This window comes from Cohnella boryungensis, assembly GCF_042651945.1.
Taxonomy (GTDB): Bacteria; Bacillota; Bacilli; order Paenibacillales; family Paenibacillaceae; genus Cohnella; species Cohnella boryungensis.
In genome coordinates this window covers 71912-95516 of the sequence record NZ_JBHSED010000035.1, presented here as the reverse complement: position 1 = coordinate 95516, position 23605 = coordinate 71912, and the positions used below count along the sequence as shown (strand labels likewise).

Genomic DNA, 23605 nt, shown 5'->3' with positions numbered 1-23605 from the left:
CTCGCTCCATTAGTGCGCCATCGATCACGCGGCGCGAACGGCGAAGCAGTTGTCCTCCGTTGTCCTGTAGCTTATGTCCAGGGAGCCTGTCATGCTTGTACCTCTGTCCTTTTGCGCGAAAATTGGGGCGGCAAGGATATACCGCCGCATGGCTTCCGGCTTTAATTCGCCTCGAATTGCGTCATGGCGGCATCCAGCGCGGCTTGCCCCTCCGATTGCAGCGTCTTCATCATCGCGTCTAGGCTCTGACTTCCGCCAAGGACCGCCGACATCTCGCGGTTAATGATCGGAAACAACGTCTGCGACATGAAAAAAGGCGGGAATTGCGCCGGCTTGTTCACCTCCGTAAGCGATGGAGGGACGGTTAGCGAATCATAGAACGGGGCCAGGCTGCGCCCGTATCTTTCCGTTCCGACATCCGTTCGGCTGGGCAGTTGGGATACGGATTTCGAAAGCTGCTTCAGCGTAGCGGTCTGATTCATGTACGCGATGAATTGCCAAGCCGCCTCGGCGTTATCCGCATCCCGACGGATTGCGTAAATCGGACTCGGAAACGCGGGTATGCTTTTGCTGCGATCGATCGAGACCGGTCGGGAGACGATTCCCCACTCGAACGGCGCCTGACCGTTGTTGAGCTCTGCGATCAGTGCGGCTCCTGCGGACATCATCGCAACCCGGCCCTCTAGGAAAGGCGCTTCCCCGTTCGCTTCGGGATCGTCGAAGCGGATGTCCTCGTCCTTCGCCGCGAACGATACTTTGCCCTCCGAGAATACCTGCAGCAGACGCTCCGTTATGGAGCGCCACTCCGGCTTATCGAACGCCAATCGCGTTCCCTCAATCATAGAAAGCCCCTCGACGGATGCAAAATAATCCATATAATAAGCCGGCGTCGAAAAGGCGCGGTGATGGTAGCCGTAGATCGGCCTTCCGTCCTCTCCTTTGTTCGGAATCCGCGCCGCCGCTTGCAGCATTTCGGTCCACGTCATTCCGCTCTCCGGCAATGGAATTCCGCTTTTTTCAAACAACGTCTTGTTATAGTACAGTGCGGAAGGATCGAAGAACGGAGATAAGCCGAACAGCTCGGTCGTCTCTCCCGGATATTTCAGAATTTCCAGCACCGACGGCTCATACGTATCCAGATCGAAGCTATCCTTCCGAATCATTGGGCTCAAATCGAGCAGCAGACCGGCCGATACCAGCCTGTAATAATCGGATACGCCGGAAATGGCAATGACATCGGGCTTCTCAAGCTCCAGCAATTCAAGGTAGGCGTCCCAGTCGGCCGGAGGAATCCGTTCGCTCGAATTGACATAGGCCACCTCGTAGGTCGGATGCGTCTGCTCAAATAAGCTTCCCCCGTAAAGCACATTAAACGTTGATTTGTCAAAGCTGCTCAGCAGCTTGAAAGCTCCGGAATCCTCTTCTTCGCTATTGCCCGGAGAACAGCCCGTCAGCAGCACGATCAGCGTCAGCGCGACCGCAATCCATTTTCTCGTCTTCATTCTACCTACCTCCCCTGGTCAAGGACATGCGTCGCCGTGTTTCTGCCTTACAGCTCCCTCGTCAACCGGTATTAATCCTCGATAGCGTGAAAATGAAAGCTGCGCTTGATCCAGCCTTCGCTCGAAACGATATGGCCTCCATGCAAGGCTCGCAAAACGTGCTCTTGGTAATGAAGATCAGGTAATCCGTAATATAAGAATAGGGTCTCCATCGGCTTGATCCGAGCTCGGAATCCGGCAAGTCGTCCCCTGGCTCCACAGCCAACCGTTCCTTGATTTTAGAAATTTCCGATGCTCCGGCATGTCCATGGTCTTCCGTCCTCCTTCAGGATACTGACGCCGGGGACAGCGACCGATTGATTCCTCGATCGGACGCCGCGCCCTTCGTCAGACTAACAGCATCCAATGCACATGTAGCCGGATGCGGAGGTGTAGACGTTAGGATTCGAGTTGCTTCTGCACGCCAGCGTAACGAAAACCTTGCGTTGGTACCCTCCCCCTTGCGAGCAGCTGTTCCCATCGCAGAAGGAAGAGCCGCTGGAGGAGCCCACATTCGAATACCCGCTAGGACAGCTCACCGTACACATTCATCATTCACCCCCTTGTTTAGAAAACGTTTTAATTCGCCTATATCTTATCATATTTCCATAATTTTTATATTATTTTTCTTATTCGGGGTTCCTATTTTAATAGAAGAAAACGAAAAAAGCCGCATGATCCTCTGCCCGCGAGGGCAAAAAGATCATACGGCTTATCAGAAGCTGCTTACGCGTTGATTTTTTCCTTTGCTGCGCCGGCCAGCGAGTTAAACGCACCGATGTCGTTAACAGCCAGGTCGGCAAGCATTTTGCGGTTGACTTCGATGCCGGCCAATTTTAGGCCGTGCATCATCTTGCTGTAGGACAAGCCGTTCTGGCGAGCCGCAGCGTTAATACGCACGATCCACAATTTGCGGAAGTTCCGCTTTGTCTGGCGACGGTCGCGGTATGCGTACATCAAGGATTTCATTACTTGCTCTTTAGCTTTCTTAAACAGGCGGTGTTTCGCGCCCCAGTAACCTTTAGCTAACTTCAACATTCTATTGCGACGACGGCGTGTGACGAATCCGCCTTTGACTCTTGCCATGATTCATTACCTCCCGGAAGTGTTCGTATAGAAGTCGTTCAACCAGTCTGCTGCGAACGGCGGCGCCGAACCTGAACTGATCGAACTCGCGCTGGGCGATTTATTATTTCAGGTTTGCGATTTGTTGCTGCATACGGCGAACGTCGCCTTGAGCGACCAACGGTTGGCCGGCCAGCACGCGCTTCTGACGTCCCGATTTGTGGGAGAGCAAGTGGTTCTTGTAAGCTTTGAAGCGTTTGACTTTACCGGTTCCGGTAACTTTGAAACGGTCTTTCAAGCTGCTATGCGTTTTCATCTTAGGCATGGGTTGTTATCCTCCTGTCAGTGGGGTTTCGGAGCCAAAATCATAATCATGCTGCGGCCTTCCAGCTTAGGCATGCGCTCCACAATGCAAATATCGGTAACTTCGTTGGCGACCCGCTCCAGAATTTTCTGGCCGAGCTTGGCATGCGTAATTTCGCGACCGCGGAACCGCACGGAGCATTTCACCTTGTCGCCGTCTTTCAGAAATTTCACAACGTTGCGAAACTTTGTTTGGTAATCATGCTCTTCAATGTTCGCACGAAACCAGACTTCTTTGAGGTCGACGATTTTCTGATTCTTCCGGGCTTCCTTTTCCTTCTTCTGCTGCTCGTAACGGAATTTGCCGTAGTCCATAATGCGGCATACCGGCGGCTTCGCCTGAGGAGCCACATTGACCAAGTCAAGATTCGCGTCAATCGCCATCTGCATCGCTTCGCGAAAAGGTTTGATTCCGATCTGCTCGCCCTCTGGGCCGACCAGCCTGACTTCCTTCGCCCGAATATCCTCGTTGATTTGATGATCCTTGCTAATAATGTTCCACCTCCGAAATAGTGTGTAGGGGCATTACGCGCACAAACAAAAAAATACGAGTCGCATCGACCCGCATCCTAGTCCTAACGTCAACGCCTCCTGCTCGGGAACTTGCATTTCCGTGCATTCTCGTCTGTCGTCGGCTACGCTAACCCGTCAGCCAAAGCCGATCAGGTGAGAAGCGGGCGCTTCTGCTTGCGCGTGCTGATTAATTTTCATAAACAGTCACAACGAACACTATAGCACGCATCTGCCGGGATGTCAACGAGGACTCTCTCTTGACCGCAGTATCCGCCCGAGATTAAGATCGACTTAGCTTTATATGCTATAAATTGTCAGATCAACCTTGCGGAAGGAGGAGATCGTCGCATTACCTCAGCTTAACGCGAAATGAGATCAAAGGAGATGGATCATGACGTGTGGAAAAAATTAAAGGTGAGCGAGCCGCTCATCACCTCGCTGCCGAAGCACGCCAACCTGATGTCGATTCTGGCCGATCACCGCTGCTTCGCGGAATGGGCTTTCCTGAATCACAGCCAGCTCAGCTTCGTTCCCGATGCCAAAGGCGTCGGATGGCTGGACTTTCACAAGCCCCATTCCCGGCATCATTATCGGTTGACGCGAACGGAGTACTGGAGCAGGGAAACCGCCATGGCGAACCGGCTGGATATTGTCGACTTTCTGACTAATGCGATCGACCAAGACCGCTACGCCTATCTCATGCTGGACACGTACTGCATTCCCGCCTACAAGATGAATTATCAAACCTATCACATTTATCACGACTGCTTTATCCACGGTTACGATCTGAGGAACAAAACCTTCTACGCCTCGGATTTCTTCAACGTCAGCTACGGCCAGGAGTCTCTGCCCTTCGAGCAGGTGAAGTCGGCATTCTACAGCGCTCATCCGATGGACGATCCCTTTGACGGCTTTACCGGCGTGCAGCTGATTCGCGTGAACGAGGCGGAAACCTTTGTATACGACAGGGACTATTGCATCGAAAGGCTGAAGGATTATGCGGAATCCCGCCGGACGAACGACCGCTTTCGGTTTTTCGAGGAGACGTACGAGGCGTTATTCGGACTGGCCGCTTGCGAGGCGCAGATCGACGAGATCGAACGGAATCGGTCGCAGGACCATGCGCTCACTTGCTTGAAAGCGCTGCATATTCTGTACGATCACAAAAGGATCATGAGCTTCGGGGTCGGTTATCTTCTGCAGAACGGTCATATTCGTTCCCCCTTGCTGCTCCGCGAATTCAGCGAGATCGAGAAAGCGGCGCACGGCGCACGGCAGCAATACATGAAATTCTTAATGACAACGGACGAGCAGCGCAAGCGACAAGCTCTGGATGCGCATAGGGAAATTCTGCTGCTCGAGAAGAACGTGTACCCCCGCCTGATCGCGGAGCTCGGATAACCGCTGCCGACGCAAGAAGGATCGCCCCCGGTCGCATATGACCACAGGGCGATCCTTCACTTCTGTTACATCTGCTTGCCTTGCACTTCCTCAAGCCGGATGACCCGCGTATGCTGCGTGTGGCTCCAGGTTTTGTTGTTCTGCGTGAAGAAGGCGTAGAACGCGATCGGCCACCAGGACAGGAAGAAGACCGGGAACATCAGCAGCTTCACGTACATCTTCCAGTGAACCTTCTCCATTAGCATCGCAATCGGACACTGCAGATAACCGTACAGCACGATCGTCAGCGACAAGCCGAGCGGCATTTGCGCATAGATCGAGGTCAGATGCGGATCGCCCGGCAGCATGATATCGAACCACAGCGCCAACGTGACCAGAAATCCGATCAGATAAATAAACGCGTTAAAAATGTACAGCGCGGCGTCGATCTTCACGATGCTGCCCGTGCGAATCCCTTGCCAGAGCAATGGCAGCATGTAACGGCGCGATACGTCGAAGTGTCCTTGCATCCAGCGCAGGCGCTGGCGGGCCGAAGCGCGGAACGTAATCGGCTTCTCGTCGTAGACGCGCGCGTCGTAGTTGAATTTTGGATAGATGCCCCGCTGGATGCAGCGAACGGTAAATTCCAAATCCTCGACCAGGCTGGTTGCGCCCCATCCCATTTCCTTAAGCAGCTTCGTCTCGAAGCACATTCCCGTACCGCCGAGGAAGTTCGACAGCTTGAGGTTGTAACGCGGCAATTGCCAGAGCCGGTTGCAGAACCAGTACGTAATGCCGTTGGCTGCGCTGACCCAGGAATCATGCGGATTTTTCGTATCCAGATAGCCTTGGACAACGCGATAGCCGTTGCACATATCCTCGTTCATGTATTGTAGGAAGTTCGTCGCGACGAGATTGTCGGCGTCGAACATCACGATTCCGTCGTATTGGCGCGGATTTTTCCATAGCTCCTTGAGCATCCACTCGATGGCGAAGCCCTTGCCCCGCTCGTTCGGATTCGTCCTTTCGCAAGCGTACACGCCTTCGTATTTTCGTACGACATCCGCCGTTCCGTCCGTGCAATTGTCGCAAATTACGAAAATATCGAACAGCTCGCGCGGATAATCCATCTTCAGCAAATTCTCGATCAACGCTCCTACGACGGCTTCCTCGTTGTGCGCGGCGACGATCATCGCGAATGACTTGGTCGGCTTGTGCGTAATCCGCTCTTTCCGTCTGTACCAGCCGAAAAACGACAGCGCAATCTGATACAGTCCGATGCCCGCGGCGATCGCCTGAATGACCAGAAGAACATTGTTAAACATATTCAGTTGTACCCCCTAGATCCCTTTTTCTCTTTTTCTTTTTTCTCTTTGTCTGTTTGTTGTTGCCTTTGTTCTTTTTTCCCTCCGAAGAGACATTCTTGATTTTCTTTCGTTTGCGCCCTTTTGTCAAAAGGGGATTGCCCTCAAATTCGGCGGCTTTAGGCTAAGAAGCGGAATCTTGCCCGCAAAGGAGCGCAAGTGGAATTAATTGCTCCGCCTCATCCAGCCTTTTCATCCATTTGCATTCTTTTTCTATCCGAAGACCTACGCGCGATCCACAATAAAATTAACGAATGGTCGGGCGATTAGGTTGCAACGGCAAATCCTTCCTGGGAAATTATTATTCTCCATAGGAAGTGTACCCATCCCTCCCGGATCGTAAAACGAAAATATCGCCTCCATGAGCCAGGGGCTTACGCAGCCTTGAAATTGCGTTAATACTGGCGTGACATAGCTAAGGTATGCTGAATTCAGGTCGCTATTCGCGCAGATGAAGGAGAGGGTTTCTATGAGCCGACTTTACCGAATGCTTCAAAAAGTCGAAAGCCCGCTATTCCTGTTCGTCAATATCCGCTGGAACCGCTCGGCGTTGAACTGGCTTTTCCATGCGCTTTCGTTGATCGCAGGAGCAACCTTCAGCCTCTGTCTGTCCCTGATCGCCGGCTTGTTCGCGCCGCAGCCTTGGAGCCATGCGGGATGGCTGGCTTTCGCTTCCATCGTGCTCAGCCATATTCCCGTCGCAATTGCCAAGAGAAGCGCGCCCCGCCTGCGGCCGTATCAGGTGTTCCCGCAGACGAACACGAACCGTAGGCCGCTTAAGGACCCGTCCTTCCCTTCCGGCCACACGACGGCAGCCTTCGCCATGCTCACGCCCTGGATGATGGCCGAGCCGCGCCTGATCCCCGTCCTGCTCCCGGTCGGCATCGGTGTGGCGCTATCGAGAATTTACTTCGGGCTGCACTTCCCGAGCGATACCGTCGCCGGCGCGCTGCTCGGAACGTCAACCGCGCTGCTCCTGTCCCTCTGGCTGTAGAACGTCGTCGGTTCCCGGATCGATTGCTCCAACAAAATAACGTGCCCACCCCAATAAGGGAGAAGCACGCTATTCATAACGGCCGTACCTGGCTCTCACCCGGGTGCGGCCGTATTCTATTATTCCTCGTCTTCGGCGGGGCTCTCTTTACTTGCCCCTCTGCGAAGCTGCTCGGTCAGGTCCTCCGCGACCTTGCGGCGATGCTCCTCGACAATCTTGTCCCCGACAACCGCCTCCAGCCGGTAGATCGGCTTGCCCTGTCCGACAAACTTCGCCTCGTATTCCGTCAGGACCAGATCGTCCCGAACGCCGTTGCGATGCAAATCCAGCGAAATGGAGCGCATCTGGAGACGCGCGTCCGAGAAGCTGTTCAGCGAAAATTCAAACAGGCTGAGGGAGTCCGTCTTGAAATGGATTTCTCCAATCTCATTCAGCGCCTGCTTATATTTCGCCAAGAAGCGCGCATGAGTCAGTCTCCGCTTGCCATGCTTCGACTTCGGCCATGGATCGCTGAAGTTCAAATAGATGCGCTCCAGCTCGCCCTCCTCGAACATATCCAGCAAATCCTCGACATTGCCCCGAACCAGCGCCAGATTAGGCACCTGCTCGGAATTTTTCTCGCCTTTCCATAAGGCGCGAGCCTTCTCGCTGGCCCGGCTCAGCAGCTCATCGTACATATCCATGCCGATGAAGTTCACCTGCGGACGGTTTACGCTATGGCGGCTGATAAACTGTCCCTTGCCCATGCCGCATTCGATATGAATCGGGTTGTCGTTGCCGAAGAACTCGCTCCAGCGTCCTTTCCATTGCTGCGGCTCCAGAACGATCAGATCCTGCTGTCGTTCCAGATTCTCCTTAAAGCTTTTTCTACCGCGAAGTCTCATCTTCTATTCCTCCCGCAGCTTGCGGCTGCCCAAGCGTAAGTCAATGAATCCTATTGTGATCAAAGAGGACATCCTTGTAAAGGGGCTTTCGCACCCGCCGCCGTCTGTTTTCCCCGGAACGGAAAAGGGTATCCTAACAACAGCGCCGCCGTTCCGGCGCAATCCAGCAATCGCCTGCGTCTGCCCGGCAATTGAAGGGAAGCATATGGGCATATTAGGGTTAGGAAATACACATTTCAAGGAGGTCCATTACCCATGAAAAAAACAGCATCGTTATTCGCGCTTGCCTTGCTCGCTTTGGCTGTCGCTCTGAGCGGCTGCGGGAAAAAGAACAACGCCGCCTCTCCGTCGCCGTCCGTAAGCTCTCCGGCAGCAACCGAAACCGTGCCCGCCGAAGGAGGCGCAGGGGCTCACGAGGTGACGATCAAGGCCACTAACTGGAAATTCGAGCCCGCGGAAATTAAAGCCAAAGTCGGAGACACGATCAAATTGACGCTGAAAAACGAGCAGGGCGCGCACGGCATTGAAATCGCGGATCTTGGAGTCAAGCTCAAGAACAACGAAAGCGCTGAGGTCAAGCTTGATAAAGCAGGCTCTTACGAATATCATTGCTCGATCCAATGCGGACAAGGGCACGATGCCATGAAAGGCTTTATCGTAGTCGAATAGCCGACTGAACGGGAGCAATCGATCGGCGAAGCCTGTAGCCTAGACGCGGATCGCTTGCTCCCGCCGCTTGCTTGATGCTCAGCCGAGCCTTGCCTTGCTTGTCCGAACCGTTGTCCAGAAGTGCAGCGCTTCGATACATAAGCCCAGCCACACGCCGCTCGCCAAGTAGCCTCCGATAATGTCGCTCGGATAATGTACGCCCAAGTAAATTCGGCTCAAGCCGATACAAAGAATCACCAGCGAGCACAGGCCTATGAGAACAATTCGCCCTCCCCGATTGTCGACGTGCCTCCATAGCAGATAAGCCAGCGCGCCGTATAGCGCGAAAGCCGCCATGGAATGTCCGCTGGGAAAGCTGTAGCCCGTTTCCTCGATCAGCCTCATCAAGCTCGGACGCTCCCTCTGAAAGCCGGATTTCAATATCCCGTTCAGCAAAGCCGCTCCCCCGACCGAAGCGATGAACATGACCAGTTGCTTGCGATGTCCGAGTCTCAATCCCAAAAACAGCATAATAACGATGGAGATCGTCACGACGCCCACCGTAGAGCCAATCCAACTGAATGCTTTGGCAAGGCTGGTTAACGCCGCCGTCTCCCTGCCCTGCACCGCCCCGATGACCGCCGAATCGAACGACTCCGCTCTTTCCTTGAAGATCAGCCAGCTGACCCCGACGAATAGAACGGCGGCTGCGCTCGCCCATGCGTAGGCCTTGCGATGAAGCTCTCTTCTCACTTTCCCACTCCTTACCGATATTCCTGTTCCGATAATGCAGTGTAGCATATCGTTCCGAAAGAGGAAAACTTTGCTTGCGTTCCCTAAATAGACGGTTCGCCGGAATTGAGGATACCGCATCCGATATGGTATCATAGTAATATAAGAATGCAGAGGAGGGAAAGGATTGGAGAAAAGGTTACAGCCGTTTCGAAGCGTTTCGTTCGTCCTTTTCCTTCTTGTTGCATTTCTTCTGCTGTGCATGCCGACGGTCTCCATCGGCGATAATTTTATGACGTCGAGCAGCTCCTCCTTGTCTCACGACGTTCCCAACAGCGTCAAGGCTACGAAGAGGACTTCTCCTTCGCCAAGTTGCAAGCTTCTGTTTCTTGCGGCGCTTCTTCTGTATCTGTTTCATTTCCGTTTTTTGGCCTATCCCTCTTACCGCTTGCCTACGCGCAAGTGCGCTTTTCTACCCCTTCATTCCATCCGAATAAGAAAACTGCTGTTAATGCCCTTGAAGTTCACCACATCGTATGTGCGAGCCTAGGCACCCGTAATCCTACTGAGGATTTAACGGCTTGCTTGTCATATGTTCGCACCTAGATGTGAATCCTAACTTTAGGGGGTTTTAACACCATGAATATTCGCGAAAGTGATCTTCCCGGCATTGGAAAAAAGTTTCAAATGACAACTCGCAGCGGCGATAAGTTTGTCATTATCGTTCACGACGACGGACGTCGCGAATGCTACCACTTCGAATACGAAGACCCGGAGACCAGCATCTCCATGATCTCGCTTGAAGACGACGAAGCCAGAATGGTGGCGGCCATCATCGGGGGCATGACGTATAAGCCCAAGATGCTCGAAACGATCGAAGTGGCCATCGACGATCTGATTATCGAATGGTACAAGATCGACTCCAGCTATGCTTGCGTCGGCAAAACCATCGGAGAGCTCCACATCCGCAAAAATTCGGGCGCGACGATCATCGCGGTGCTTGGTCCCAACCATGCGAAGCACATTAATCCGGGGCCCGATTTCACCCTGTCTGCAGACACGACCCTCATCGTTGCCGGGGAGCGCGGGCAACACAAAGAGTTGAAGAAAATTCTCCTCCACGGGACTCCTTAACCGCCTATGGATCATATGGTTTTGGAGGTTGGCCTGGCGATCGCGCTCATCGCCCTGGCTGGTTTGTTGTCGGCAAAATTGCGGTTTTCGGTCATTCCGTTCTACATTCTGATCGGGATGGCCGTCGGTCCGCACTCGTTCGAGCTGTGGCATCTGGACTTCCGTTTTATCCAAAGCACCCCGTTGATCGAATTCATGGGGCGGATCGGCGTTCTATTCCTGCTCTTCTACCTTGGGCTGGAGTTTTCCGTCGGACGGCTTGTCAAATCAGGCAAATCCATCGCTGTCGGCGGTACGATCTATATCGCCATTAACTTTACGCTAGGCCTGGTATTCGGCTGGGCCTCCGGCTTCGGCCTTCAGGAAACGTTGGTCGCCGCGGGAATTACAACCATTTCCTCCAGCGCCATCGTAGCCAAGGTGCTCGTTGACCTGAAGCGAACCGCCAATCCGGAAACCGAGATGATTCTGGGGATCATCATGTTCGAGGACGTCTTCCTCGCCGTCTATATCTCCATTCTGTCGGGACTCGTGCTTAGCGGCTCCAGCTCGGTCGGCGGCGTAATCCTGTCCGCTGTGATCGCGCTCGTATTCATGCTGGGTCTGCTCATCATCGGGCGCAAATTGGTCCCCTGGCTGAACAAGGTGCTCGACATACGCTCCAATGAGCTGTTCGGGCTGGTCATATTCGCCACGCTGTTCCTCATTGCCGGATTTTCCGAGACGATCCACGTAGCCGAAGCGATCGGCGCCCTGCTCATCGGTCTCGTATTGGCAGAAACCGAGCATATGAAACGCATCGAGAAGCTGATTCTTCCGTTCCGCGATTTCTTCGGGGCAATCTTCTTCTTCAGCTTCGGTCTGACGATCGATCCAACTACGCTCGGGGGAGCGGTGTGGTTATCCATCGCAGCCGTCATTCTTACGCTCATCGGCAACTTTGCCGCGGGCATGCTCGCCGGACGCACTGCGGGATTATCTCCGAAGGCCTCGATCAATATCGGCTTGACCATCGTAGCCCGCGGCGAGTTTTCCATCATTATGGCCAACATCGCCAAGGCTGGCGGCTTGCTGCCGATCATTCAGCCGTTCGCGGCGCTGTATGTGCTCATCCTCGCGATCCTCGGTCCGCTTCTGACCAAGGAAACGAAGGCGATCTACAAAGGAATGAATTTCATCCTCGGAAAGTCAAAGAAAAAGCCCGAAGCTTCTTCCTGACCCAAGCAAAAACGCCTTCGGCGTCCTCCGACAGCCGGAGAAGCTTTGCGGAGACGATTCAGAGAAGGATATGCGTGAAACTTGTCAAACCTGTATCGTCAAGTAAAAACGGCTCCGCCGTCCTTGGGTACGGCGGCAGACGTTTTGTATCGAGCTATCAGATGGGATAAGAAGTACAAATGTTATACTTTCTGATATGGCAAGTAAAAACGGCTTCGCCGTCCTCGGGTACGGCGGCAGACGTTTTGTATCGAGCTATCAGATGGGATAAGAAGTACAAATGTTATACTTTCTGATATGGCAAGTAAAAACGGCTTCGCCGTCAGTAGGTAAGGCGGCAGACGTTTTGTATCGAGCTATCAGATCGGATAAGAAGTCCAAGTGTTATACTTTCTGATATGGCAAGAAAGGGAGTGAATGCCGTCATGACCAGCATGCGCTTCACCAACCGGCTTCTTTTCGTCTTGGTGGGCTCTCTTCTGTCAGCGGTTGGTCTAGAGCTGTTTCTCGTTCCGCACAAGATGATTGTCGGAGGCGTCACAGGCGTCTCCGCGATCTTCTCTTATCTCACGGAAATGCGATTAGGCTTGTTCCTGTTCCTGCTTAATCTGCCGTTCGTGCTGCTGCGTTACCGCAAGTTCGACTCCCAGACGCGTTTGATGACGCTTATGGGCTTGGCTGTTCTATCGCTTTCCGCCTTTTTCCTTCATCCGGCTCCGGCTCTGATGGACCACACGCTCGCATCTGCCGCCGCAGGCGGAATCGCCCTCGGCATCGGGATCGGGATGGTGCTGCGTTACGGAGGCTTCATCGATTCCGCCGACGGCGTGGCCATGCTGTCCAAAGCCTCGCCCGCGAGAACGTTAAAAATCATGTGGCTCGTGAACGGCGCGATTCTGCTGTCGGGAGGCTTTGTATTCGGATGGGACGAGGCGATGTACTCCATCGTAGCCTTCCTCCTTGCTTACCGGATGGCCGACTTCGCAATGAGCGGGTTTTCCATGACCAGGATGGTATGGATCAAAAGCGAGCATGGCGAGGAGATTCGCCAGGCGCTTCGCAGCAAATTCGGCAAAGAGGTCGTATTTCTGAACGACGGTCCCTCGGATGGGCAACAGGACGGAAGATTGATTCTGTGCACCGTGAGCCGTCTGGAGCAAGCCCGGGTCATGCGAGACATCAAAGCGCTGGATCCCAATTGTTCCATGGCGTTCCATGCGATTCATCGTTAAAGACATAGGGATAGGAAATGGCGTTGCCGGATTAACCCGGCAACGCCATTTCTTCGTTGTCGTACATAAGTTAGTTCGTTGCTTTGCGAAGCATCAGGTAGGCGGCTCCGGCGTAGAGAAGCGTCAGCAGGAAAGCCCCATTCGCCAGACTAATCACGGTCAGACCCGATACCCAGTCGGCAATCGCCTGCCATTTGTCGTAGAAGGTCACCAAATAGAACATACAGGTCAGGATCAGACCGAGCAGGATAAAAAAGGCGAAGGTGCCGTTGCGCCCGAACTTGCGATACAAGGCAGAAATCGCGAAGCCGCAAAAGAACAGATTAAGCAGGAGGGCAAACGATATCCAGAAGTCCTGAAGCAAGGGGCCTTCCAGAATGTAGGCCACTCGGAAAAAGTGCAATTTGCCTCCCCAATAGTTCGTCAGCTTCTCAAGCCATCCCATAGCAAGCAGGATGACCGTCGCCGCACCGCATGTCAGGACGACCGTAACGGCCGTTCCGAGAAAGAAGTCCTTCCTTCGAACACCGAATGCGATGAGAAACGGAAACATCTGCCCTACGCTGACAATTCCCAGCACGAGCATATAAATAAAGATCGATACCAGCCCTCCGGTTTTGATCTCTTCGCTGACTGTGCTTGCGATGACCAAATTGCAGAGAAAGCTTATGCCTAGAATAATCCAAGGCCATGCGAGCCAGGACCATCTATCCGCGAAATGCGTTCGTACTACCCCCGCTACCTTCATGCCGTCCCCTCCTTATTTCCGCTTGTTCTGGTCGTCAGATGAACGATCATCTGCTGCAGCGACACCGGGGTCAGCTCCAGACCCAGCTCCTCGGCATGGGAACGGTCCCTGGCCGTCAGAGCCCCCAATACCGTCGCAGACGTAAGTCCGCCTATAGCCTCGCGGTGAATCGTCTTCTTGTCCGCCAGAAACAGCTCGACCTTGGAAGCCGTTCCTACGACGTTCGAAGCCCTTCCCCTCAATGCCTCCGCTTCCTCATTCAGCAGAATTCGGCCCCGGTCGATGACCAGAACGTGCTCCAGAAGCTGACTTACTTCATCGATCAGGTGCGTGGACAACACAATCGTTCGCGGAAACTCCGCATAGTCGTTGAGCAGCCGGTTGTAGAATAGATTTCTGGACACGGCGTCCAGTCCCAGATAGGGCTCGTCGAATATCGACAGCGGCGCCCGACTGGCCAGACCGACGACGATTCCGACGGCCGATAGCATGCCCCTGGACAGCTTCTTCATCTTGCGCTTCAGCGGCAATTGAAAATCCTTGATCAAGGCATTGGCGAATTCCGCATCCCAGTTCGGAAAAAACTGCGGGGACAGCCTCAATACATCCGCGACGGTGAACGTATCCGGATACTTCTGACTTTCTTTAATAAAGCATACCCGGCTCAGCACCCGCTCGTTCTCGTACGGCTCCTCCCCGAACACTTTGATGCTGCCTGACGTCGGAAACAGCTGTGCCGTAAGCATGTGCATCACCGTCGTTTTGCCGGCGCCGTTGCTTCCCAATAAGCCGTATATTTTGCCTTCCTCCAGCTTGAAGCTGATGCTGTCTACGGCTTTGACCTTACCGTAGGCTTTCGTAAGATCGCTTACCTCTACGATAGTCGTCATTGTTCATTCGCTCCTCTTCTGATCATGTCGGACAATTGCTCCGCCGATATGCCCAGCCTTTCGGCTTCCTTCACCATCGCCACGACGTACTGCTCGTAAAATTGTTCCTTCCGCTTCTCGACAATTCGCTGTCTGACTCCCTCGGCCACGAACATGCCAATCCCCCTTTTCTTGTACAGAATGCCTTGATCGACAAGCAGATTGACGCCTTTCATCACAGTCGCGGGATTAATCTGATAGAAGGCGGCGAACTGATTGGTTGAGGGAACCTGCGATTCTTCCGGCAGCCTGCCCTCCAGAATGTCGTCTTCTATTCGCTCGGCAATCTGTACGAAGATGGGGCGGCCGTCATCCATAATCGTGCTCATGGTCTCTCCCCTCTCTTCCTTTAAGTTATTCGGTTAGTTACTCATGTAACTAACTATATGACCAAGAGCAATTTTTGTCAACGGCGGCTGACAAGAAAAAACACAGGCCTTGTCCCTCGGCGCGAGAACGCCAAAAAAACCGACCGCATCCCTTATAGGATCATGCGGTCGGTTCCACTTGGACCGTGACTATGAATAAGCATAAACCCATTAAATGGGTTAAAATCCTTTGAATGCGTATTCCTTATCGTCAGTGCGTTTGTTTGCCGTCTTCCATGTAGTGGCCCTGAATGACGCTGTTGAGCTTCTTCCTGGCGGAAATCTCGATTCCGTGGTTATTGGGGAACTTGGCACCGGCCAGCGCCAATACTTCCTTCACCGTCAGCTCGATCTTGACCGTATCGTCTCCTTGAGGAATGCGTACGTTTGTATTCATGACAATCACCTCTCCAATCGGATAGTTTAGGGTGGCGGCATCTAGCGTGCCCTAGATATGATAACGACATGAATTAGGCTGTGGATAATGCTGCGATGTCAGATATGTTTATTGATCTGTCGCATTTTTAATATAACATATCATGTTAGGTGTTGCAAGCCGCAGAAGCCGGAGGATCGATGTTTGTTTGGAATCGAACCCGGTCTCATTGATCGGAAATCGGAATGAAACCCGATGGAGTCCCTGTGCCGCACTCGCAATTTGGGCGGATATTCGCTACAATGATAGCGACTTCTGTAAAGGACGGATGCCCGATGGTTACGACCGACAAGGCGGAGCAAGCCCCGCTGCTCTGGACGGACAAAAGATTTCATACCTGGAATTACGAAATGCGCGAGACGTTCGGAGCCAAAATATTCAAGGTGATGCTCGATGCCGGCTTCACCTGTCCGAACCGCGACGGAAGCATCGCCGCCGGGGGCTGCACGTTCTGCAGCACGAGAGGCTCCGGCGACTTCGCCGGCAGCAGGCGGGACGATCTCGTATCGCAGTTCAATCATATTCGAGACCGCCAGCACCAGAAGTGGCCGGAAGCCAAATATATCGGTTATTTCCAGGCCTATACGAACACATATGCGCCGCTGGAGACGCTGCGCGAATACTACGAGGTCATTCTGCAGCAGCCGGGAGTCGTCGGCTTGTCCATCGCGACCCGGCCCGATTGCTTGCCGGACGATATCGTGGATTACCTGGCGGAGCTTAACGAACGCACGTATTTATGGATTGAGATGGGCTTACAGACGATTCACGAGTCCACCTCCCGGCTGATCAACCGCGCCCACGACACCGAGTGCTTCGTAGATGCGGTCAACCGGCTGAGAGCGCGAGGAATTCGAGTCTGCGCGCACATCATCCACGGCCTGCCCGGTGAGACGCGCGATATGATGCTGGATACCGTCAAGGCGGTATCCGCCATGGATGTCCAAGGGATCAAAATCCACCTGCTGCACCTGATGCGCAAAACTCCGATGGTCAGACAATGGAAGGAAGGCCTGCTTCGCTTCCTGGACATGGACGAATACGTCTCGCTGGTCGTCGACTCGCTGGAGCTGCTGCCTCCGGACATGATCGTCCATCGCCTGACCGGCGATGCGCCGAGAGATCTGCTGATCGGGCCGATGTGGAGCCTTCGGAAGTGGGAAGTGCTTAATGCCATCGATGACGAGCTGGTTCGCCGCAACAGCTGGCAGGGTAAGGCTTGGGGAGGAGATTCGCATGGGCTTCCTGTCCGTCCTTAGCCAGGCTCATCGCTGGGTGAAGGAGCGCGTCGGCCATGGCGATCACGTCGTGGATGCGACGGCCGGCAACGGCTCGGATACGCTGTTTCTGGCCCGTGCGGTCGGCCCGGGCGGACGGGTGTACGCATTCGACGTTCAGGCCGAGGCGCTGGACAGCACGGCGAACCGTCTCGCGCAGGAGCGCGAGCCCGAGACGCTCGCGCCTGTCGAGCTGCTGCTGGCAGGGCATGAGACGATGGAGAGCAGGCTCCCCCGCGTCGCGCATGGCCGGATTGCGGCGGTGATGTTCAACCTCGGCTACCTGCCGGGGGCATCCTCTTCGCTGATCACGAAGCCGGAGACGACGATTGCCGCGCTGGAAGGAGCGCTGAGGCTTCTGCGGGGCGGAGGCGCGCTTACCGTAGTGGTTTACCCCGGGCACGAAGGCGGGCAGGCGGAGGCCGAAGCGGTCGAGGCTTGGGCGGCCAGCCTGCCGCAGAGCATAGCCCAGGCCGTGCTCTATCGTTTTCCGCAAAAGCCGGCCTCTCCTTACCTGATTGCTTTGAGCAAGAAGGAATAGTCGTCAACCGGTTCCCATATGCCGGATGTTCATTTCTTAATCAAGCAGCGCAATTGCTCTATCTGCAGTCAACCTACCGAGGAGGCGTTATTTAAGATGAGTGTACAACCTTATCCTTTGCATTTTAAACCCGAGTTCAAGGAAAGAGTATGGGGCGGACGCGCGCTGGAAGCATTCGGCTTCGACGTTCCCGCCGGCGCGATCGGCGAAGGCTGGATGATCGCCGATCACCCGAACGGCGTGTCGCACGTCACCAACGGAGCCTTTGCGGGCCAAGGCCTGGATGACATTCGCCGTCAAGTCGGCGAAGCCTGGTTCGGGAAGAAAGGCGCGGCTTCGGCCAACGGACGTTTTCCTCTCCTGATCAAGCTGCTGGACTGCAACGACGACTTGTCCATCCAGGTGCACCCTAACGATACTTACGAGAAGCTCCCGCAGGGCGAGCTGGGCAAGACGGAAATGTGGTACGTGCTGGACGCCAAGCCGGACGCCAAAATCATCTACGGCTTGAAGCCGGGAGTCGATCGCGCAAGAATGGCCCAAGCGATCGAGGAAGGCCGGATTATGGATTGCCTCCAAGAGGTGTCCGTAAAAGCGGGCGACACCTTCTACATTCCCGCGGGCACCGTGCATGCGCTGTGCGCCGGCGTGCTCGTGGCGGAAATTCAGCAAAACTCGGATACGACCTACCGCTTGTACGACTACGATCGTCCGGGCCTTGACGGCAAACCGCGCGAGCTGCACATCGAGGACTCGTTGAACGTAACCGCTTATGAGGATTCGGGAGCCGAGCGTATGGATACGTCCGGCGCGACGGCCGGAGAATGGCTCACGCTTGCCAAGTCTCCCTATTTCAAGACGGACAAAGGCGTCGTTCGCGGCCCTTGGACGCTGTCTACTCACGCGGACAGCTTCGTCATTCTGATCGTCTGCGAAGGCAGCGGCACGATCGGCTGGGAAAGCGGTCTGGTCGACGCCAAAGCCGGCGACTGCTTCCTTCTTCCGGCCAACCTGGGCGCTTATACGCTCGACGGCTCGATGACCGTGCTGCGCAGTCTGTTGCCTTAATCCTAATTAGCACACTGCTTCCTATCCGTAGAAATCAGCTAAGAGGATTATGGGCGACTGCTGTCGAATGATAGAGAAAAACGTTGGCCAATACACAGAGGGTTGAAAGGAAGGGATGACCTTGCGGCAGGGTCTTATTTTAACGGGATTGGGAGTGGCGGTATGGGCCGTTCCCACCCTGTTCTTCCTGTTGTTCGGGGACTGGGTCGTGCTGGAGGTAGGCGATCCTTATTTCGGTTCCTCATTATTTCTGCTGGAAATGCTGTCCTTCCTGCTGCTGATCGGCCTCGCCCTGATCGTGAGGCTGCGGCTGCTGCGAGAACGCGGCTCCGCGACCCGCTTCGGGTTCGTGGCGGCAACAGTCGGGCTTGTGCTCAATACGTTCTCGATCTGGCATCGGGATTCGGTATTCCCGTCGTTCAGCGAAGGGCAGCATCATGCTTATTCGGTATGGATGACGCTGGCCTATGCGCTTACGCTGGTCGTTCCGGCCATCGTCGATCGCCTCATTCGGGACAATGCGACAGATCAGGGAGAAGCGGCAAGCGCCGCGAATCCGTCCGAGAGCGGTTCCTTGAGCTCCGCAGAAGAGAAGGGAAGCCTCCCTTCTTCTCCGGCAGGCTTCGGTCTCGGCAAGTCTAGCAGCGGACCGTCGGCTTCGGCCTCCGCAGCGGGGAGCGATCATTCGCAGAAGCCGGCTCCAGACCGGGAATAAAAGGCCGCAAGCAGCGGAGCCGCCCTTCGGACCACCGGGAAGCGGCTTCGCTTTTTTGCCGGCTTCATCAGGAAGAGGAGGTGATGGCGAATTGTCAGCTTCGACGGAACAGCATCGACGCGAAGCCCCTGCTCGGGTCGCTTGCGCCATTCTCACCGTCTCCGACACCCGCACGCCGGAGACCGACAAGAGCGGACAGCTGATTCGGCGGCTGCTGGAGGACGCCGGGCACACGGTCGCCGAGTATGCCATTGTGAAGGACGATTACGAGGGCATCGCCGAATTGCTGCGCGCTGCCGCCGCCAACCCGCTTGTAGAAGCGGTGCTGCTTAATGGCGGCACGGGCATTGCGGGCCGCGATACGACCTATGAGGCGGTACGCGATCAATTGCACAAGGAAATGCCCGGCTTCGGAGAAATCTTTCGTTACTTGAGCTTCACCGAAGACATCGGGTCCGCCGCCATTCTGTCGCGCGCGATTGCCGGAACGATCGGCACGACCGCCGTCTTCTCTATGCCGGGCTCCACCGCTGCGGTTCGTCTTGCGATGACTCGGCTGGTCGTGCCCGAGCTCGGGCATGTCATGAGAGAGTTATACAAGGATCGCTGATCGAGCCCGGACACAAGCTCTCCTCTCTCGCTTTCCGGCTGGCCCTAGTTCAATGCGGGCCTTGACGCAATGCATAAACGCCCCTCGCTCCTCCGACAAGCCGGATTAGCGAGGGGCGTTTATGCGGTTCGTCATGCGGAGCTATCCATGTACAGTCAGCTTGCTTGCTGCCGCCGAGCGCGGTCTGGGCTCCGGAATAGCGTCCGGATAGCCGATGTGCAGAACGCCGACCACCTTCTCGCCGTCCCCGACTCCGACGGCTTCACGAAACCGGAGGGAGAAGATATAGGAATTGGTCTTCCATACGACGCCTACTCCCCGCTCCCATGCGGCAAGCTGAAAGCTTTGAATCCAGCTGCACACCGCGCCGAAATCCTCCTCCCATTGCTTCTGGCGCGGGTCCTCCTTCATGGCGACGATCAGATGACAGGGAATCGTCGCATAATCCTTGGCGCGTTGTTCTCCGTACTTCGCCACCTCTTCCGCAGACATGGCTCGAAGCACGGCTTTCGTGAAGGCTTCGCGCGCTTCTTCCCGGTACAGAATGTACCTCCATGGCTCGCGAAGCCCGTGATTGGGCGCCCAATTGGCAATCTCGATCAATTCCATCAGCAAGGCGAGAGGTATCGGGTCGTCCTTGAACTGCCTGACCGTTCTTCGCTTCCTTATCAGATCGGCAACCGGATAATGGCTGTCGGGCATGGAGAAAGTCCCCCCTCGGCTTATTGATTTCGTTTCTTGAACAGCAGGTAAATCATATACGGAGCGCCAATGACGGCAATAAGAATTCCGCAAGGGATTTCCAGAGGCGTGACAAGCGTGCGTCCCAGCAGATCGGCTGTATTCACGAGCAGACCGCCCGTCAGGATCGCGACGGGCACCATTCGAATCGATCTGGAGCCGACCATGTACCTGGCCAGATGAGGCGCCATCAAGCCGACGAAGCTGATCGTTCCGGCCATCGCCACCGCAGCTCCGGCAGAGGCGACCGCTACGACGAGCAGCAACGCTCTCGTCCTCTCCAGCCGCATACCGAGGCCCGCGGCAATCGGGTCTCCCAATTGAAGCACGTCCAGCCTTCGGGCCAGCAGGAGCACGATGACGACAGCGCCAACCTGCCACGGGAGCATCGGCCAGAAGTGCTCCCAGCTCCTTCCGTACACGCTGCCGGACATCCAGATGACCGCCCGCTTCGCCTGGGTCAAGTCGCTGAATGTCAGCAGGAAGCTGACGATGGCGCCCGCCGATGCCGCAATTCCGACTCCGACGAGCACGAGTCTGACGGGCGACAGCCCCCTTCGCCAAGCCAGCAGATAGGACAGCAGCCCGGCGGCGAAAGCGCCCGCAAAAGCCGCGAGAGGCAGCAGTGCGACAGGAATGGAGGGAAACAGCACCGTGCAGGATACCGTCACCAACGCCGCCCCGGAGTTCAGCCCCAGCACGCCAGGCGAGGCGAGCGGATTGCGCGTGACGCCCTGCAGAATCGCGCCGGACAGCGCGAGACCCGCTCCCGCCAGGAAGGCAACCAGCGCGCGCGGGAAGCGGAAGCGGTTCACAACCAGATCGAACCGCTCGCTCCCGCCCCCGGCAATGGCCTTCAGCGCCTCCGCTACGGGAATCGGAAAGTCTCCCTTGATGATCTGTAGAAACAACACAAGGACATTAAGGATGCCAAGGACCAGCAGGAAGAGAAGAAACGGGCTTCTGCCCTTCATCATGGAGATCGCCATGTTCTATTCTCTCCTTTGCGCCAGGTAGATCAGGAATGGCGCGCCCAGCAACGCCGTAATGACCCCGGCCGAGATTTCCTGGGACGGGATGACGAATCTCGCCGCGATATCCGCCAGCAAGAGAAGGATGGCTCCGAAAATAGCCGCGTAAGGCAGCACCCATCGATAATCCTGCCCGACGAGATAACGGGTCACATGCGGCACAGCCAGACCCACAAAGCCGATCGGCCCCGCCAGCGCGACGGAAGAACCGGCCAGCAGGATGACCGCGACCAATGCCAGTCCCTTCACCCAGCCGTTGCGCAGGCCGAGTCCTTGCGCCGTCTCTTCGCCGAGGCTCAGCAGATTGATCTGTCTGCCCATCGTCAGGGCGATGACGACTCCCGCAATCATGAAGGGAGCGGCCTGTTCAAGAACCGCGGAGCTTCTACCCGTCAGAGAACCGGCGAGCCAGAACCTCATCGTGTCGAGCGATTGCTCGTCAAACACCAAGATTCCCTGGGTTAACGCGCCCAGCAGCAGATTAATCGTCGAGCCGGCCAGAATCAGCTTAAGCGGTGTTAAGCCGCTGGAGCCGATCGTCCCCATCATATAGACAAGCGCACCCGCCGCGCCGGCGCCGATGAAGGCATAAGCGATGGACTGCGAGCCCGAGAGGCTGCCCACGAGATAAAGCTGGATCACAATGAGGAAGGCGGCTCCCTGGTTGACTCCGAACAGCTCCGGTCCGGCCAGACCGTTGCGCGTAACGGCCTGCATGATCGCCCCGGCCATGGACAGGCAGGCTCCGACGGCCATCGCGATCAACGCTCTCGGAATACGTACGGTCTGTACGATCAGATGCTCTCTGGAGCCGTCGAAATGAACGAAGGACCGGTAAACCTCCGAGAGAGGGATAGCCTGCTTGCCTAACGCGATGCTAGCGCCCAGGAGCGCAAGCACCAGGAGCAGGCCTACCCCGATTCCCGTCAGTCGTATGACCACGTCAGTCCTCCTTTATTGACCGAGGAAGAAGGTGTTCAGATCGTCAAGGATCAGATTGGCAGCCTGGATGCCCTGACCGCTCAGCCAAATTTCCCAGTTGACCATATGAACCTCGTTGTTCTTAACGGCCGCAAGCGTGTTCCACAGAGGGTTTTTCAAGATTTGATTGTTGAAATAATCCGCTTCGCTCTCGCGTCCGAACGAGATCAGCACCTCCGCGTCCATATCGCCGATTTGCTCCTCGGTAATCTTGATATGGATTTCTTCCACCCCCTGCTGCTTGGCAGGGCGAACCAATCCCGCTTCCTTCACGATGGAGCCGGCAAAGGAGTTCTCGGTATAAATCCGAATATGATCCTCCCGAGGACGAATCAGGGTCACCGTCTTGGTCGCCGCTGTATCGCCCATATCCGTCTTGAACTTGGCGATATTAGCATCGAATTGCTCGATCAGCTTTTCCGCCTCGGCCAGCTTGTTGACGGCATCAGCCTGATCGCGGAACAGTCCCTTCCAATCGTTCGATACTCTCTCGGACAGGAAGACCGGCGCGATGCGCTTCAGATCCTCGTAGATCGCTTCGTGCGTGTCCCTTTGTCCGATGATCAGATCAGGGTTCAGCTTGGCGATCGTCTCCAGATTCGGCTGATCCGTCGTTCCCGTGTTCTCGATTCCTTCCGTCTTATCGACCAGATAGGCGAAGAAGTTGGCATTCACGGACACGCTGTACGGAGCTCCGATCGGCTTGACGTCCAGCGCAAGCAGATTGTCCAATCCGGAGGAAGACAGTACGATGACCCGTTGCGGGTTCGCCGGTACGGTCACCTCTCCGAACGCATCCTTAACCGTGCGAACGTCGGCGGCGCTTGCGGATGGGGAGGCGGTCGGAGTTGCCGCGGCCGATGCCGGCGGAGAAGACTCGGCGGATGCCGAAGGCTGCGCGTTGCCTGAATTGCCGTTGTTCCCGCAAGCTGCTATAAATAACATAAGCAACAGGCCTATAATTGCAACGCTTGCTTGTTTTTTCACTCGTGTCTGAACCATTAGTAGAAGTCCCCCTCAAAATAGTTGGTGATAATGAGAATCCTTATCAATTATAATGAGGGTATATTTCTTTGTACATGACCGATTATG

General features: G+C 55.3%; 26 protein-coding genes. 11 read left to right on the top strand and 15 right to left on the bottom strand.

From position 1 onward, the window contains the following. Positions 1–161: 161 nt before the first annotated feature. The 4 genes from ACFO1S_RS15915 to infC form a co-directional block, all read right to left on the bottom strand. Positions 162–1502, bottom strand: a complete 1341-nt coding sequence (locus tag ACFO1S_RS15915; protein ID WP_204603612.1) for an ABC transporter substrate-binding protein — start codon at positions 1500–1502, stop codon at positions 162–164. A gap of 765 nt (positions 1503–2267) precedes the next feature. After that, entirely contained in the window at positions 2268–2627 is a 360-nt protein-coding gene (gene rplT / locus ACFO1S_RS15910) for a 50S ribosomal protein L20 (protein WP_116062642.1), read from the bottom strand. A gap of 103 nt (positions 2628–2730) precedes the next feature. Then, positions 2731–2931 (bottom strand): 50S ribosomal protein L35, encoded by a 201-nt coding sequence (gene rpmI / locus ACFO1S_RS15905; RefSeq protein WP_204603613.1) that lies wholly within the window; start codon positions 2929–2931, stop codon positions 2731–2733. A 17-nt stretch (positions 2932–2948) separates the two neighbouring features. Next, positions 2949–3443 carry a translation initiation factor IF-3 gene (gene infC, locus ACFO1S_RS15900; RefSeq protein WP_204603637.1) on the bottom strand — a complete coding sequence of 165 codons (495 nt, stop codon included), beginning with the start codon at positions 3441–3443 and terminating at the stop codon, positions 2949–2951. A gap of 435 nt (positions 3444–3878) precedes the next feature. Between infC and ACFO1S_RS15895 the strand changes: the two genes are divergently transcribed. After that, a complete protein-coding gene (locus ACFO1S_RS15895; protein WP_378127120.1) occupies positions 3879–4883 on the top strand; it encodes a hypothetical protein in 1005 nt (334 codons plus the stop codon). Between the two features lie 65 nt (positions 4884–4948). Here the strand turns inward: ACFO1S_RS15895 and ACFO1S_RS15890 are convergent, their stop codons facing one another. After that, positions 4949–6187 (bottom strand): glycosyltransferase family 2 protein, encoded by a 1239-nt coding sequence (locus ACFO1S_RS15890; protein ID WP_204603615.1) that lies wholly within the window; start codon positions 6185–6187, stop codon positions 4949–4951. Positions 6188–6695: 508 nt separating this feature from the next. Between ACFO1S_RS15890 and ACFO1S_RS15885 the strand changes: the two genes are divergently transcribed. Then, complete coding sequence (locus ACFO1S_RS15885) at positions 6696–7220, top strand: phosphatase PAP2 family protein (RefSeq protein ID WP_204603616.1); 525 nt, start codon at positions 6696–6698, stop codon at positions 7218–7220. 119 nt (positions 7221–7339) lie between these two features. Here the strand turns inward: ACFO1S_RS15885 and trmB are convergent, their stop codons facing one another. Further along, positions 7340–8104, bottom strand: coding sequence for a tRNA (guanosine(46)-N7)-methyltransferase TrmB (trmB, locus tag ACFO1S_RS15880; RefSeq protein ID WP_204603617.1), 765 nt, complete (start codon positions 8102–8104; stop codon positions 7340–7342). A 255-nt stretch (positions 8105–8359) separates the two neighbouring features. Between trmB and ACFO1S_RS15875 the strand changes: the two genes are divergently transcribed. Then, the gene (locus tag ACFO1S_RS15875; RefSeq protein WP_204603618.1) at positions 8360–8773 is read left to right on the top strand and encodes a cupredoxin domain-containing protein; all 414 of its coding nucleotides are present in this window, start codon (positions 8360–8362) and stop codon (positions 8771–8773) included. A 78-nt stretch (positions 8774–8851) separates the two neighbouring features. Here ACFO1S_RS15875 and ACFO1S_RS15870 read toward each other — a convergent pair whose 3' ends face one another. Beyond that, a complete protein-coding gene (locus ACFO1S_RS15870; RefSeq protein ID WP_378127118.1) occupies positions 8852–9505 on the bottom strand; it encodes a phosphatase PAP2 family protein in 654 nt (217 codons plus the stop codon). 618 nt (positions 9506–10123) lie between these two features. Here ACFO1S_RS15870 and ACFO1S_RS15865 point away from each other — a divergent pair. The 3 genes from ACFO1S_RS15865 (at position 10124) to ACFO1S_RS15855 (ending at position 13068) form a co-directional block, all read left to right on the top strand. Beyond that, positions 10124–10618: a cation:proton antiporter regulatory subunit gene (locus tag ACFO1S_RS15865; RefSeq protein ID WP_204603620.1), complete on the top strand. Its 495-nt coding sequence runs from the start codon at positions 10124–10126 to the stop codon at positions 10616–10618. A gap of 6 nt (positions 10619–10624) precedes the next feature. Beyond that, on the top strand, positions 10625–11836 hold the full coding sequence (locus ACFO1S_RS15860; RefSeq protein WP_204603621.1) for a cation:proton antiporter: 1212 nt from the start codon (positions 10625–10627) through the stop codon (positions 11834–11836). Between the two features lie 425 nt (positions 11837–12261). Beyond that, a complete protein-coding gene (locus ACFO1S_RS15855; RefSeq protein ID WP_378127116.1) occupies positions 12262–13068 on the top strand; it encodes a YitT family protein in 807 nt (268 codons plus the stop codon). 70 nt (positions 13069–13138) lie between these two features. On the opposite strand, the gene ACFO1S_RS15850 is transcribed toward ACFO1S_RS15855, so the two are convergent. The 4 genes from ACFO1S_RS15850 to ACFO1S_RS15835 form a co-directional block, all read right to left on the bottom strand. Then, on the bottom strand, positions 13139–13816 hold the full coding sequence (locus ACFO1S_RS15850; RefSeq protein WP_204605600.1) for a hypothetical protein: 678 nt from the start codon (positions 13814–13816) through the stop codon (positions 13139–13141). Next, the gene (locus ACFO1S_RS15845; RefSeq protein ID WP_204605601.1) at positions 13813–14706 is read right to left on the bottom strand and encodes an ABC transporter ATP-binding protein; all 894 of its coding nucleotides are present in this window, start codon (positions 14704–14706) and stop codon (positions 13813–13815) included. The genes ACFO1S_RS15850 and ACFO1S_RS15845 overlap by 4 nt, the downstream gene beginning before the upstream one ends. Continuing rightward, the gene (locus tag ACFO1S_RS15840; protein ID WP_204605602.1) at positions 14703–15074 is read right to left on the bottom strand and encodes a GntR family transcriptional regulator; all 372 of its coding nucleotides are present in this window, start codon (positions 15072–15074) and stop codon (positions 14703–14705) included. Before ACFO1S_RS15840 ends, ACFO1S_RS15845 begins: the two co-directional genes overlap by 4 nt. Positions 15075–15324: 250 nt before the next feature. Beyond that, positions 15325–15510, bottom strand: a complete 186-nt coding sequence (locus tag ACFO1S_RS15835; RefSeq protein WP_204605603.1) for a hypothetical protein — start codon at positions 15508–15510, stop codon at positions 15325–15327. Positions 15511–15824: 314 nt separating this feature from the next. Between ACFO1S_RS15835 and mnmL the strand changes: the two genes are divergently transcribed. From mnmL to ACFO1S_RS15810, 5 genes are all read left to right on the top strand, one after another. Beyond that, positions 15825–16808, top strand: coding sequence for a tRNA modification radical SAM protein MnmL/YtqA (gene mnmL / locus ACFO1S_RS15830; protein ID WP_204605604.1), 984 nt, complete (start codon positions 15825–15827; stop codon positions 16806–16808). After that, positions 16786–17367, top strand: coding sequence for a tRNA 5-(aminomethyl)-2-thiouridylate-methyltransferase MnmM (gene mnmM, locus ACFO1S_RS15825; protein ID WP_204605605.1), 582 nt, complete (start codon positions 16786–16788; stop codon positions 17365–17367). The genes mnmL and mnmM overlap by 23 nt, the downstream gene beginning before the upstream one ends. Before the next feature lie 96 nt (positions 17368–17463). After that, entirely contained in the window at positions 17464–18435 is a 972-nt protein-coding gene (locus ACFO1S_RS15820; RefSeq protein ID WP_204605606.1) for a type I phosphomannose isomerase catalytic subunit, read from the top strand. A gap of 115 nt (positions 18436–18550) precedes the next feature. After that, positions 18551–19150 (top strand): hypothetical protein, encoded by a 600-nt coding sequence (locus ACFO1S_RS15815; protein WP_204605607.1) that lies wholly within the window; start codon positions 18551–18553, stop codon positions 19148–19150. Between the two features lie 91 nt (positions 19151–19241). After that, positions 19242–19760: a MogA/MoaB family molybdenum cofactor biosynthesis protein gene (locus tag ACFO1S_RS15810; RefSeq protein WP_204605608.1), complete on the top strand. Its 519-nt coding sequence runs from the start codon at positions 19242–19244 to the stop codon at positions 19758–19760. Between the two features lie 141 nt (positions 19761–19901). On the opposite strand, the gene ACFO1S_RS15805 is transcribed toward ACFO1S_RS15810, so the two are convergent. The 4 genes from ACFO1S_RS15805 to ACFO1S_RS15790 are packed head-to-tail and all read right to left on the bottom strand — an operon-like array spanning position 19902 to position 23515. Further along, positions 19902–20462 (bottom strand): nitroreductase family protein, encoded by a 561-nt coding sequence (locus ACFO1S_RS15805; RefSeq protein WP_204605609.1) that lies wholly within the window; start codon positions 20460–20462, stop codon positions 19902–19904. A 20-nt stretch (positions 20463–20482) separates the two neighbouring features. Continuing rightward, complete coding sequence (locus tag ACFO1S_RS15800) at positions 20483–21490, bottom strand: FecCD family ABC transporter permease (protein ID WP_378127111.1); 1008 nt, start codon at positions 21488–21490, stop codon at positions 20483–20485. Positions 21491–21493: 3 nt separating this feature from the next. After that, positions 21494–22474, bottom strand: coding sequence for a FecCD family ABC transporter permease (locus tag ACFO1S_RS15795; RefSeq protein ID WP_378127110.1), 981 nt, complete (start codon positions 22472–22474; stop codon positions 21494–21496). 12 nt (positions 22475–22486) lie between these two features. Then, positions 22487–23515, bottom strand: a complete 1029-nt coding sequence (locus tag ACFO1S_RS15790; RefSeq protein WP_378127109.1) for an ABC transporter substrate-binding protein — start codon at positions 23513–23515, stop codon at positions 22487–22489. Positions 23516–23605: the final 90 nt, after the last annotated feature.

Excerpts from the sequence above, each read along its gene's own strand:
- ACFO1S_RS15835 (WP_204605603.1), bottom strand. The coding sequence starts at position 15,510 with ATGAATACAAACGTACGCATTCCTCAAGGAGACGATACGGTCAAGATC.
- ACFO1S_RS15875 (WP_204603618.1), top strand. The coding sequence starts at position 8,360 with ATGAAAAAAACAGCATCGTTATTCGCGCTTGCCTTGCTCGCTTTGGCT.
- ACFO1S_RS15805 (WP_204605609.1), bottom strand. The coding sequence starts at position 20,462 with ATGCCCGACAGCCATTATCCGGTTGCCGATCTGATAAGGAAGCGAAGA.
- ACFO1S_RS15865 (WP_204603620.1), top strand. The coding sequence starts at position 10,124 with ATGAATATTCGCGAAAGTGATCTTCCCGGCATTGGAAAAAAGTTTCAA.
- ACFO1S_RS15850 (WP_204605600.1), bottom strand. The coding sequence starts at position 13,816 with ATGAAGGTAGCGGGGGTAGTACGAACGCATTTCGCGGATAGATGGTCC.
- ACFO1S_RS15840 (WP_204605602.1), bottom strand. The coding sequence starts at position 15,074 with ATGAGCACGATTATGGATGACGGCCGCCCCATCTTCGTACAGATTGCC.
- ACFO1S_RS15845 (WP_204605601.1), bottom strand. The coding sequence starts at position 14,706 with ATGACGACTATCGTAGAGGTAAGCGATCTTACGAAAGCCTACGGTAAG.
- mnmL (WP_204605604.1), top strand. The coding sequence starts at position 15,825 with ATGGTTACGACCGACAAGGCGGAGCAAGCCCCGCTGCTCTGGACGGAC.
- ACFO1S_RS15855 (WP_378127116.1), top strand. The coding sequence starts at position 12,262 with ATGACCAGCATGCGCTTCACCAACCGGCTTCTTTTCGTCTTGGTGGGC.
- ACFO1S_RS15820 (WP_204605606.1), top strand. The coding sequence starts at position 17,464 with ATGAGTGTACAACCTTATCCTTTGCATTTTAAACCCGAGTTCAAGGAA.
- rplT (WP_116062642.1), bottom strand. The coding sequence starts at position 2,627 with ATGGCAAGAGTCAAAGGCGGATTCGTCACACGCCGTCGTCGCAATAGA.
- ACFO1S_RS15790 (WP_378127109.1), bottom strand. The coding sequence starts at position 23,515 with ATGGTTCAGACACGAGTGAAAAAACAAGCAAGCGTTGCAATTATAGGC.
- ACFO1S_RS15815 (WP_204605607.1), top strand. The coding sequence starts at position 18,551 with ATGACCTTGCGGCAGGGTCTTATTTTAACGGGATTGGGAGTGGCGGTA.
- ACFO1S_RS15890 (WP_204603615.1), bottom strand. The coding sequence starts at position 6,187 with ATGTTTAACAATGTTCTTCTGGTCATTCAGGCGATCGCCGCGGGCATC.
- ACFO1S_RS15800 (WP_378127111.1), bottom strand. The coding sequence starts at position 21,490 with ATGGCGATCTCCATGATGAAGGGCAGAAGCCCGTTTCTTCTCTTCCTG.
- ACFO1S_RS15885 (WP_204603616.1), top strand. The coding sequence starts at position 6,696 with ATGAGCCGACTTTACCGAATGCTTCAAAAAGTCGAAAGCCCGCTATTC.
- rpmI (WP_204603613.1), bottom strand. The coding sequence starts at position 2,931 with ATGCCTAAGATGAAAACGCATAGCAGCTTGAAAGACCGTTTCAAAGTT.
- trmB (WP_204603617.1), bottom strand. The coding sequence starts at position 8,104 with ATGAGACTTCGCGGTAGAAAAAGCTTTAAGGAGAATCTGGAACGACAG.
- ACFO1S_RS15915 (WP_204603612.1), bottom strand. The coding sequence starts at position 1,502 with ATGAAGACGAGAAAATGGATTGCGGTCGCGCTGACGCTGATCGTGCTG.
- ACFO1S_RS15860 (WP_204603621.1), top strand. The coding sequence starts at position 10,625 with ATGGATCATATGGTTTTGGAGGTTGGCCTGGCGATCGCGCTCATCGCC.
- mnmM (WP_204605605.1), top strand. The coding sequence starts at position 16,786 with ATGGGCTTCCTGTCCGTCCTTAGCCAGGCTCATCGCTGGGTGAAGGAG.